General features: G+C 68.0%; 10 protein-coding genes and 1 pseudogene. 2 read left to right on the forward strand and 9 right to left on the reverse strand.

What is annotated here, in order from left to right; all coding sequences use genetic code 11:
* The coding region (locus tag VKG81_RS05930; protein WP_414685178.1) for a 6-phosphogluconolactonase at positions 1-152 on the forward strand (152 nt) is incomplete at its 5' end.
* A 19-nt stretch (positions 153-171) separates the two neighbouring features.
* Positions 172-551 (forward strand): annotated as a pseudogene (locus VKG81_RS05935) (ATPase).
* A 17-nt stretch (positions 552-568) separates the two neighbouring features.
* On the opposite strand, the gene ppc reads toward VKG81_RS05935, so the two are convergent.
* From ppc to uvrC, 9 genes are all read right to left on the reverse strand, one after another.
* The gene (gene ppc / locus VKG81_RS05940) at positions 569-3,358 is read right to left on the reverse strand and encodes a phosphoenolpyruvate carboxylase (protein WP_324394914.1); all 2,790 of its coding nucleotides are present in this window, start codon (positions 3,356-3,358) and stop codon (positions 569-571) included.
* A gap of 44 nt (positions 3,359-3,402) precedes the next feature.
* On the reverse strand, positions 3,403-3,636 hold the full coding sequence (gene secG, locus VKG81_RS05945) for a preprotein translocase subunit SecG (protein ID WP_324394915.1): 234 nt from the start codon (positions 3,634-3,636) through the stop codon (positions 3,403-3,405).
* A gap of 31 nt (positions 3,637-3,667) precedes the next feature.
* Positions 3,668-4,453 carry a triose-phosphate isomerase gene (tpiA, locus tag VKG81_RS05950; protein ID WP_324394916.1) on the reverse strand — a complete coding sequence of 262 codons (786 nt, stop codon included), beginning with the start codon at positions 4,451-4,453 and terminating at the stop codon, positions 3,668-3,670.
* 14 nt (positions 4,454-4,467) lie between these two features.
* The gene (locus VKG81_RS05955; protein WP_324394917.1) at positions 4,468-5,682 is read right to left on the reverse strand and encodes a phosphoglycerate kinase; all 1,215 of its coding nucleotides are present in this window, start codon (positions 5,680-5,682) and stop codon (positions 4,468-4,470) included.
* A 2-nt stretch (positions 5,683-5,684) separates the two neighbouring features.
* The gene (gene gap / locus VKG81_RS05960; RefSeq protein WP_324394918.1) at positions 5,685-6,707 is read right to left on the reverse strand and encodes a type I glyceraldehyde-3-phosphate dehydrogenase; all 1,023 of its coding nucleotides are present in this window, start codon (positions 6,705-6,707) and stop codon (positions 5,685-5,687) included.
* A gap of 221 nt (positions 6,708-6,928) precedes the next feature.
* Positions 6,929-7,906 (reverse strand): DNA-binding protein WhiA, encoded by a 978-nt coding sequence (gene whiA, locus VKG81_RS05965; RefSeq protein ID WP_324394922.1) that lies wholly within the window; start codon positions 7,904-7,906, stop codon positions 6,929-6,931.
* On the reverse strand, positions 7,903-8,943 hold the full coding sequence (yvcK, locus tag VKG81_RS05970; RefSeq protein ID WP_324394919.1) for a uridine diphosphate-N-acetylglucosamine-binding protein YvcK: 1,041 nt from the start codon (positions 8,941-8,943) through the stop codon (positions 7,903-7,905). Before yvcK ends, whiA begins: the two co-directional genes overlap by 4 nt.
* Positions 8,940-9,869, reverse strand: coding sequence for an RNase adapter RapZ (gene rapZ, locus VKG81_RS05975; protein WP_324394920.1), 930 nt, complete (start codon positions 9,867-9,869; stop codon positions 8,940-8,942). Before rapZ ends, yvcK begins: the two co-directional genes overlap by 4 nt.
* The coding region (gene uvrC, locus VKG81_RS05980) for an excinuclease ABC subunit UvrC (RefSeq protein ID WP_324394921.1) at positions 9,866-10,795 on the reverse strand (930 nt) is incomplete at its 5' end. The genes uvrC and rapZ, both read right to left, overlap by 4 nt.

Raw genomic sequence — 10,795 nt, forward strand, 5'->3', positions numbered from 1 at the left:
TATGGCTGATCGTCTCCGGAGAGAACAAGGCCGAAGCGGTGGCGGCGGCTCTGGGCGGGGCGGATCCCGACGAGGTGCCGGCCGCCGGCGCCGTCGGCCGTGAGGCGACGATCTGGCTGCTCGACGAGGCTGCGGCCGGCAAGCTGTCTTAGTCGGGCGATAATGACCGGCATGGCAGACAAAGGGCGCACCGGCCGGGAGAGAATCAAGACGCTCGCTCAGGCGGCGCTCAACGCGGAGTGACCGTCGAACAGCTCGACACGATCTTGGGCGACATGACCGGGTCGTTGTCCGATCTGAACAAGACCCTGGCGGTCTTCGAGGACTCGCTCGAGACGTTCGACGCCAGCCTGTCCCACCTCAACGACACCCTGAGCCGGCTGGATGCGCTGGCACCCCGCCTCGACGACATGGTGGCCAGGATGGAGCGTATCGTCGATCGCGTGGAGCGCATCGTCGGTGTCGGCGAGACGGCCGCGGCGCCGCTCGCTGCGACGGAATCCGCGGCGCGCGGAGTCGTGAACGCGATCCGCCAGCGCACCCACATCTAGGCACGACGCTCGCCGCGTCAGCCGCTGTTGCGCAAGGCGGTCGCCAGCCCGCTCATCGTCAGCAGGATTCCGCGTTGCACCAGCTCGTCCGCGTCACCGGACCGGTAGCGACGCAACAACTCGACCTGCAGGTGATTCAACGGCTCCAGGTACGGGAAACGGTTGAAGACCGACCGCGCGAGCGCCGGGTTGTCGGCGAGCAGGTCGTCGTGGCCGGTGATCAGCTTGTGCATCTCGATCGTCCGGTTGTGTTCGGCGACGATCTTGTCGAACACCCGGCGCCGCAACGTCTCGTCGGGCACCAGCTCGGAATACCTTGCCGCCAAACCCATGTCAGCCTTCGCCAGCACCTGGGCCATGTTCGACAACACGGTGCGGAAAAACGGCCATCGCCGGTACAGGTCCTGCAGCGCCTCCAGGCGGCCCTCCCCGTCGGCGATCCAGTCGGCGAACGCGGTCCCGGTGCCGTACCAGCCCGGCAGCATCACGCGTGACTGGCTCCAGGCCAGCACCCATGGAATCGCCCTCAGATCGGAGATCGACGTGGTGGGTTTGCGTGACGTCGGCCTGCTGCCGATGTTCAGTGCGCCGATCTCGCTGACCGGCGTGGAGGCTTTGAAGTACTCGACGAAACCCGGAGTCTCGTGGACCAATTCGGCGTAGGCCCGCTGTGCGCGAGCCGCGAGGTCGTCGAGCACCTGGTAGGCCGGTCCCGCGTCGTCGCCGAGTCCCTCGACGTCGAGCAGGGTGGACTCCAGGGTTGCCGCGACAAGGGTTTCAAGGTTGCGGTGCGCGATCCTCGGCTCCGCGTACTTTGCCGCGATCACCTCTCCCTGCTCGGTGATCCGCAGGGAGCCCGTCACCGCGCCCGGTGGCTGCGCGAGGATTGCGTCATAGCTCGGGCCGCCCCCACGGCCGACGGTGCCACCGCGACCGTGGAAGAGCCGCAGCCTGATTCCGGTTTTGCGGGCGGATTCGACAAGATCGAGCTCCGCGCGGTACAGCGCCCAGTTGGCCGCGAGGTAACCACCGTCCTTGTTGGAGTCCGAGTAGCCCAGCATCACCTCCTGGCTGCCGCCCCGAGAGGTGACCAATGCCCGGTACACCGGGAGATCCAGCGCGGCCTCCAGGATCGACGCGCCTCGTTGCAGGTCGTCGATGGTCTCGAACAGCGGCACGATGCCGACGGGGCTCTTTGTCTGGGCGCCGGCCGCTTCCAGCAGACCGACCTCCTTCAGCAGGATCGCGGGCTCCAGCATGTCCGACACGGACTGACACATCGAGATGATGTAGTTCGGCACGGCGTCGGGTCCGAAGAGGTCGATCGCCCGCGCGGCGGCGGCGGCGATGTCGAGTTCCTTGCGGGCCAACTCGGACAGCTCGGCGTCATCACGAGTCAGCGGCCGCCGGGTGGCCAGCTCGCCGGCCAGCAGCTCGACGCGCTCGGGTTCGGGCAGCGATGCGTAGTCGGGATGCACCCCGGCCCACGCCAGCAGTTCGGCCACGACCTGTTCGTGGACCTCCGAGTTCTGCCGCATGTCCAGGCCCGAGAGATGAAACCCGAAGTCGTGCACGGCCTCCCGCAGCCGCGCCAGGCGGTCGTCGGCGATCAGTGCGCTTCCGCCTGCACGCAGCGCCGCGTCGATCACGTCGAGGTCGGCCGACAGCTCGGCCGGCGTCAGGTATCGCTGCACACCGAGCTCGAGCTGGTGCCCCGGCTCGCGGTCGAGGATTTCCGACGCGGTCGCCGTCAGCCGGCCACGGATGACCCGCAGCGCCCGCCGGTACGGCTCGTCCAAGCGCGCGGGCTCATGACAGGCATCGGCCAGCGCGGCGAGCGCATCGGTGATCGGGACCAGCCGGGCCGACATCGACAGCTCCTCCTCGAGCGTGGTGAGCTCCGCGAAGTAGTGCCCCAGTGCGGTGTAGGCCGCGCCGGCGGTGGCCAACCGCACGACGTCGGCGGTCACGTTCGGGTTGCCGTCACGGTCACCGCCGATCCACGAACCCATCCGGACGAGCGGCTCTTCGAGCAGATGAACGTCCGGCCAGCGGGCCAGCAGCGCTGCCTCCACCTGGGAATTGATCTGCGGGACGACTTCGAAGAACGAGGCGTGGTAGTACCGCAGCCCCATCTCGATCTCGTCCTGGATCTTCAACCGCTGCAGCCGAATCAGCGCCGTTTGCCACAGCCTCAGCACCTGCCGGCGCAGTTCCTCTGTGATGTCGCGGCCGTCGGGGGTCTCGGCGTGCCCGTGCAGCCGCAGCCGCATCAGTTCGGTGATGCGGTGCTGGGTGTCGAACACGGTGCGCCGTCGCGTCTCGGTGGGGTGGGCGGTGATCACTGGCGACACCAACGCACCCTTCAGCGCCTCCGCGACGGTGATGGAATCGAGTTGGGCGGCATCGAGTTTGTGGTAAGTCGCGGCAAGGCTGCTGTCCTGCGGCGGCTCACCCGCCTGGACGTGGATTGCCCGGCGGCGTTCGCGGTGGATGTCTTCCGCGACGTTGGCCAGCAGCGCGAAGTGGGTGAATGCCCGAATCACCGGAATGGCTTTGTGGACATCGATCCCGTCGAAGAGTCGGGCCAGCTCCGCACGGTCGATCTCCGAGCGGCGCACGCGGAAGGACTCGACTCGGGCGCGTTCGACGAGCTCGAACACCTCGTCGCCGTTCTGCTCACGGACGGTCTCACCGAGGATCGAGCCGAGCAGCCGGATGTCCTCCCGCATCGGCTCGGTCGCCTCGCGGCCTACCCGGGTGCGCTGTACCGCGCCGATCGGTTCGAGTGCCGCGTCGCCGGCCATTCTCCAAGTATCGGCGCCGGTTGGGGGCGCCGCACGGCGAGAAGTCAGCTGTACTTGATCTGCAGCCCGACGCCGATGATCGAGACGACCCAGATCGCCGTCACGAACAAGGTGACGCGGTCGAGGTTCTTCTCCACGACCGTCGACCCCGACAGGCTGGACTGCACGCCGCCGCCGAACAGCGTGGACAGGCCGCCGCCCTTGGCGCGGTGCAGCAGCACGAGCAGGACCACCAGGACACTGGTGACCACCAGCAGAATCTGCAGGGCCAATTCCATGACGGCCAGACTACCTGCTGTTTCTGGCCGACTACGGCAGGGGGCCGCCGGCGGCGATCGCCGAGAGCTTGGCGAACTCCTCACCGTCGAGCGACGCGCCCCCCACGAGTGCGCCGTCGATGTCCTGTTGCGCGACGATCTCGCCGATGTTCTTCGAGTTCACCGACCCGCCGTAGAGCACCCGAACTGTGTCCGCGACCTGCGGCGACGACAATTTGCCGAGTTCTGCGCGGATCGCGTGGCAGACCTCCTGCGCGTCGGCGGCGCTGGCCACCCGGCCGGTGCCGATCGCCCAGACCGGCTCGTAGGCGATCACCACCTGGCCGACCCCCTCGGCGCTCAGGCCGTCCAGTGACCCGCGTAACTGCTCGATGTTGTGGGTGACGTGGTCGCCGGCCTCGCGCACGTCGAGGTGCTCGCCGATGCAGACGATCGGTGCCAGGCCGTGGCGCAGCGCGGCGGCCGCCTTCGCGGCCACCAGCGCGTCGTCCTCGCGGTGATAGGTGCGCCGCTCGGAGTGACCGACAACCACGTAAGTGCAGCCGAGCTTGGCCAGGAAGGCGCCGCTGATGTCGCCGGTGTAGGCGCCGGAGTCGTGTTGCGACAGATCCTGTCCGCCGTAGGTCAGCCGCATCCTCTCGCCCTCGACGAGGGTCTGCACGCTGCGCAGGTCCGTGAACGGCGGCAGGACGGACACGTCGACCTTGTCGAAGTACTTTTCCGGGAGCGCGAACGCGATCTTCTGCACAAGGGCGATCGCTTCGAAGTGGTTGAGGTTCATCTTCCAGTTGCCGGCGATCAGCGGCTTGCGGCTCACGACTCTCCTCTTGCTCAGCGGCTCAGCACTTCGAGACCGGGCAGCGATTTGCCTTCAAGGTATTCCAGCGACGCTCCGCCACCGGTCGAAATGTGAGAGAAGCCGTCCTCTGGCAGCCCGAGCTCGCGCACCGCGGCTGCGGAGTCGCCGCCGCCCACGACGCTGAACGCACCCTTGCGGGTCGCGGCGATGATCGCCTCGGCAACGCCCTTCGTGCCCGGCGCGAATGGCGGGAATTCGAACACACCCATCGGGCCGTTCCAGAAGATGGTCTTGGCGTTGGACAACAGCGCGGTGAACCGCCTGACCGACTCCGGCCCGATGTCCAGGCCTATCTTGTCGTCGGGAATCCGTTCTGCCGCAACGGTCTGCGCCGGTGAGTCGGCGGCGAATTCGTCGGCCACGACGATGTCCACCGGCACGTGGATCACGTCGGCATAGGTCTCCAGCAGTTCCTTGCAGGTCTCGATCATCTCGGGCTCCAGCAGCGACCTGCCCACCGAAAGTCCGTGCGCGGCAAGGAAGGTGAAGCACATGCCGCCGCCGATGAGCAGGCTGTCCGACTTGGTTGACAGTCGTGCGATCACGGCGAGCTTGTCGGAGACCTTTGACCCGCCGAGAACGACGGCATATGGCCGTTCGGTCGAGCTCGCCAGCTTCTCGAGCACCGCCACCTCTGTGGCCACCAGCTTGCCGGCGTAATGCGGCAGCACGATGGCGACGTCGTAGACCGACGCCTGCTTGCGGTGCACCACCCCGAAGCCGTCGGAGACGAACGCTCCGTCGTCGCCAACCAGGAGGGCCAGCTGCCGGGCCAACTTCATGCGTTCGGCATCGTCTTTGCTGGTCTCTCGAGGGTCGAAGCGGATGTTCTCCAACAGCAGCACGTCGCCGTCGGTCAGCCCCTCGGCGCGGGCCAGCGCGTCAGGCCCGACGACGTCGGCGGCCAGCTGGACGTGCCGGCCCAGCTCCTCGCTGAGGGCGGCCGCGACGGGCTTCAGCGAGTACTTCGGGTCGGGGCCGCCCTTGGGCCGACCCAGATGCGCGGCGATGACGACCTTTGCCCCGGCCTGGGCGAGCGCATCCAGCGTGGGGACCGACGCGACGATGCGGCCGCGGTCGGTGATGCGGCCGTCGTCGCCGAGCGGCACGTTGAGGTCGGAGCGCACGAGTACGCCGCGGCCCGAAACCCCTTGCCCCAGAAGCTCGTCGACTGTCGGGAGATTCACGGTTACAGCGACTTGCCGACCAGGGCGACCAGGTCGACGAGCCGGTTGGAGTAACCCCATTCGTTGTCGTACCAGGACACCACCTTGGCCTGGTTCTCGATCACCTTGGTCAGTCCGGCGTCGAAGATCGACGAGTGCGGATCGGTGACGATGTCGGTCGACACGATCGGTACGTCGTAGTACTTCATGATGCCCTTGAGCTTGCCCTCGGCGGCGGCCTTGAAGGCGGCGTTGATCTCGTCCGCAGTGGCCGTCTTGGAGATCTCAGCGGTGAGGTCGGTGACCGATCCGGTCGGCACCGGAACCCGCAGCGCATAGCCGTCGAGTTTGCCCTTCAGTTCGGGCAGCACCACCCCGATCGCTTTGGCCGCGCCGGTGGACGTCGGCACGATGTTGATCGCCGCCGCGCGCGCCCGGCGCAGGTCCTTGTGCGGGCCGTCCTGCAGGTTCTGGTCCTGGGTGTACGCGTGCACGGTGGTCATCAGGCCGCGGACGATGCCGAACTCGTCGTTCAGCACCTTGGCCAGCGGCCCGAGGCAGTTCGTGGTGCAGGAGGCGTTCGAGATGATGTTCTGGCTGCCGTCGTACTTGTCGTCGTTGACACCGAACACGATCGTGATGTCGGGGTCGGTGGCCGGTGCCGAGATGACGACCTTCTTCGCGCCCGCGTCCAGATGGCCCTTGGCCTTGGCGGCGCTGGTGAAGATGCCGGTGGATTCGACGACGACGTCGACGCCGAGATCTCCCCACGGCAGCGCCGCAGGCCCCTCCTTGACCTCGAGAGCCTTGATCTTGTCGCTGCCGACGACGATCGTGTCCTCACCCTCCAGGCTGATGTCCTTAGCGAACCGGCCCAGAATGGAGTCGAATTTCAGCAGGTGGGCCAGGGTGGCGTTGTCGGTGAGATCGTTGACCGCCACCACCTCGATGTCGGCGCTGCTGCCCTGCTCCTTCTGCGCCTCCAGGGCCCGGTAGAAATTGCGTCCGATGCGACCGAAGCCGTTGATCCCTACCCGAATCGTCACTTGACTCTCCTTAGTCGCTGATGAACTACCCCAGGTCAGCCTAGTGCTGCCTGGTGGGGGTCGCGCGACCGGTGAGGCCAGGGGGAATTCGGCTGGAAGGATTTGCCTCGACGGCAATCGCCACCATCATCTCGACGCTCACGCGCCTCACCGGCGCGGACCCCGATGGCGGGATGATCGTCGGGTGGAAGGTGCCGATCGGACTGCGCGACTGGGAATCGCTAGGCGTCTTCGAGCAGATCCGGGGTGACCGCGGACTCGGTGTCCGGGATGCCCTCCTGCTTGGCCTTGCGGTCGGCCATCGACAACAGTCGTCGAATGCGTCCTGCGACAGCATCTTTCGTCATCGGCGGATCTGCGAGTCGGCCCAGCTCCTCCAGTGATGCTTGTCGGTGTTCCACGCGCAGCTTGCCCGCCGCCGCGAGGTGGTCGGGCACCGTGTCGGACAGAATCTCCAGCGCCCGCTCGACCCGGGCGGCCGCAGCCACCGCCGCCCGCGCGGACCGGCGCAGGTTGGCGTCGTCGAAGTTGGCGAGCCGGTTGGCGGTCGCGCGCACCTCACGCCGCATCCGCCGCTCCTCCCACGTCAGCCGGGTGCCCTGGGCGCCCATCCGGTTGAGCAGCGCACCGATCGCCTCCCCGTCGCGCACCACGACACGGTCGCTGCCTCGAACCTCGCGGGCCTTCGCGCTGATCCCCAGGCGGCGCGCGGCACCGACCAGGGCCAGCGCCGCCTCCGGCCCCGGGCAGTTCACCTCGAGGGCCGACGACCGACCCGGCTCCGTCAGCGAACCGTGCGCGAGGAACGCTCCCCGCCATGCCGCCTCCGCATCGCCGACGCTCCCGCCGACCACCTGGGCCGGCAGCCCGCGCACCGGCCGGCCGCGCAGATCGAGCAGGCCAGTCTGCCGGGCCAGCGCCTCGCCGTCCTTGGCTATCCGCACCACGTAGCGCGTGGTTTTGCGGATTCCGCTGGCCGACAACACGTGCACCACGGCGTTGTAGCCGTAGAGGTCGAAGATGTCCTTGCGCAGGCGCCGGGCGATGATGCCCAGGTCAACCTCGGCTTCCACGATGACCCGGCCGGAGACGATGTGCAGCCCGCCCGCGAACCGCAGCAACGCGGCAACCTCGGCACGGCGCGCGCTCACCGAGTTGACCACCAGCCGGCTCAACTCGTCCTTGACCTCGGCCGTCATCGCCACGGGTCGTCACCTCCCGGTCCATTCAGGCTCGGTCCGCTCGACGGGCCGGCCGCGGGCGTCGGCACGGTCGGCGCGGGAGCCACCACCGACTTACGCGCTCGAACGCTTTCCAACACGGCGGCCAGCTTCGCCGGGTCATGTAGAGATGTACCAGGTCTGGCCACATCAGCAAACCGGACCTCGGCGTTGAGCAGCATCGCGGTGCGAATCAGCTGCTGACGCTCCCGGTCGCTGGGCACCCGACCGGCGTCGACGACGATGTCGTGCACCCGAAATCCCGGTGCGTGCTGCGACAACACGTGTAGGTGCCGCTCGGCCGAGAACCCGGCCGTCTCCCCCGGCTCCGCCGCCAGGTTGAGCACCAGCGCCCGGCGCGCGGCGGTGGCCTGCAGCGCAGCCGCCAAGCCCGGCACGAGCACATGCGGGATCACGCTCGTGAACCACGAACCCGGCCCCAACACAACCAGATCCGCGTCGAGGATCGCGTCGACGGCCTGCCGGGTGGCGGGCGGATCGTTCGGGAGCAGCCGGACCCGTCGGACCTTGCCCACGGTGGTGGCGACTGCGACCTGCCCGCGGATCACCCGGCTCATCCGGGGATCGGCCTCCAGCGCGGCGACGTCGGCCTCGATCTGCAACGCGATCGGGCACATCGGCAGCACGCGACCCTTGACGCCGAGGATGCGGCCCAGCTCGTCGAGGGCGGCGACCGGATCGGCCAGCACCTCGTTGAGCCCGGCCAGCATCAGGTTACCGATCGGGTGACCGGCCAACGCGCCGTTGCCGCCGAATCGATGCTGAATTATGGTGGCCCACAGCCTGCCGTACCGGCTGTCAGAAGCCAACGCGGCCAACGCCATTCGCAGATCGCCGGGAGGCACGACGTCAAGCTCGCTGCGCAGCCGGCCGGAGGATCCGCCGTCGTCGGCCACGGTGACGACCGCTGTCACATGCGGGGTGAGCCGGCGCGCGGCGGACAGCGTGGCGTAGAGTCCATGCCCGCCGCCGAGGGCGACGATGCGCGGGCTCATTCGCGGCCCAGATCCCGGTGCAGCACGCGCACCGACAGTTGGTCCTTGGGGTCCAGACGCTCGGCCAGCGCCTCGGCCATGGCCACGCTGCGGTGCTTCCCGCCTGTGCAGCCGATCGCGACGGTCATGTAACGCTTCCCCTCCCTGCGATATCCCTCGACGACAAGCGACAGCAGCCGATGGTAGGTGTCGAGGAACTCTTCGGCCCCGGGCTGAGACAAGACGTAGTCGCGCACCGCGGGGTGCTGGCCGGTGTGACGGCGCAGTTCGTCCACCCAATGCGGGTTCGGCAGGAAACGCACGTCCATCACCATGTCGGCGTCCATCGGCAGCCCGTATTTGAAGCCGAACGACTCAACGGTCACGCTCGTCTGCGCCACGGCCTCCCCGCCGAATGCCCGCTCGATGCTTTCCCGCAGGCCCCGCACCGACAGCGTCGATGTGTCGATGATCAGGTCGGCTGCTGCCCGCAACGGGGCCAACATGCTGCGCTCGGCCGCGATGCCCTCGGCCAGTGTCTGATCACCCTGCAGCGGATGGCTGCGCCGCACATGCTCATACCGGCGCACCAGGATGTCGTCGGAGGCCTCCAAAAACAGGACCCGTGGCCAGATCCCACGCGTCGCCAGATCGTTGCGCACCCAGTCCAGATCGCCGGTGAACCCGCGTGAGCGGACGTCGAGCACCACCGCCAGCTGCGTGATCCGGGACCCGGCCGCCAGCCCGAGATCGACCATCTGCGTGATCAGCTCGGGCGGCAGGTTGTCGGCGACATACCAGCCGAGGTCCTCGAGCACCTTGGCCGCGGTGCCGCGCCCGGCGCCGGACAGCCCGGTGACGAGGACGACGTCGATGCCCGTTTTGGCCGCGCCAGCCTCGCCGTGTGAGCTGTCGCGCAGTTCTTCCCCGGTCCCCTGGTCTGTCATCCCGATGCCCTGGTCTGATCATCGCCCATCGCGACGTTCGCCGTGCCGGTTCCCACCGAATCCGGCGCAACACCGATCGCCTCGAGCACCGCTCGGGCCGTCGCGACACCGATTCCCGGGACAGCGGTGATCTCTTCCACAGTGGCTTGCTTCAACTTGGCGACCGAGCCGAAGTGCTTCACCAGCGCGGCCCGCCGGTTTTCTCCGAGGCCCCGCACCGAGTCGAGGGCCGACGCGGTCATCCGCTTGGAGCGCTTGCTCCGGTGGTAAGTGATCGCGAACCGGTGTGCCTCGTCGCGGATCCGTTGGAGCAGGTACAGCCCCTCGCTGTTGCGGGGCATGATCACCGGGTCGGGCTCCGACGGCACCCACACCTCCTCCAGTCGCTTCGCGAGCCCGATGACCGCGACGTCGCTGATTCCGAGTTCGTCGAGTACCGATTGGGCCGCGTTCACTTGAGGAGCACCGCCGTCGACCACGAACAGGTTTGGTGGATATGCGAACCGCCTCGGCTTGCCATCTCCCGCAGAGTCTTCCGGACTCCGCGCCAGATCGGACAAATGCCGCAGGAACCGTCGCCGGGTCACCTCCGCGATCGATGCGACGTCGTCGGAGCGCCCACCGCCTGCGGCGTCTCGGATCGCGAAGTGTCGGTAGTCGGACCGGCGCGGCAGTCCGTCCTCGAACACCACCAGCGACGCCACCACGTCGGTGCCCTGCACATGGCTGATGTCGACGCACTCGATGCGCAGGGGCGCCTCCGCCAGCCCGAGCACATCCTGAATACTCTGCAGGGCTTCGGATCTCGCATTGAAGTCGCCTGCCCGTTTGAGCTTGTGCTGAGCGAGCGCCTCTGCCGCGTTGCGCTGCACGGTTTCCGCCAACGCCCGCTTGTCGCCGCGATGCGCTACCCGCAGCACCACCCG

This window comes from Mycobacterium sp., from assembly GCF_035314905.1.
Lineage (GTDB): Bacteria > Actinomycetota > Actinomycetes > Mycobacteriales > Mycobacteriaceae > Mycobacterium.

Excerpts from the sequence above, each read along its gene's own strand:
- rapZ (WP_324394920.1), bottom strand. The coding sequence starts at position 9,869 with ATGACAGACCAGGGGACCGGGGAAGAACTGCGCGACAGCTCACACGGC.
- secG (WP_324394915.1), bottom strand. The coding sequence starts at position 3,636 with ATGGAATTGGCCCTGCAGATTCTGCTGGTGGTCACCAGTGTCCTGGTG.
- ppc (WP_324394914.1), bottom strand. The coding sequence starts at position 3,358 with ATGGCCGGCGACGCGGCACTCGAACCGATCGGCGCGGTACAGCGCACC.
- yvcK (WP_324394919.1), bottom strand. The coding sequence starts at position 8,943 with ATGAGCCCGCGCATCGTCGCCCTCGGCGGCGGGCATGGACTCTACGCC.
- whiA (WP_324394922.1), bottom strand. The coding sequence starts at position 7,906 with ATGACGGCCGAGGTCAAGGACGAGTTGAGCCGGCTGGTGGTCAACTCG.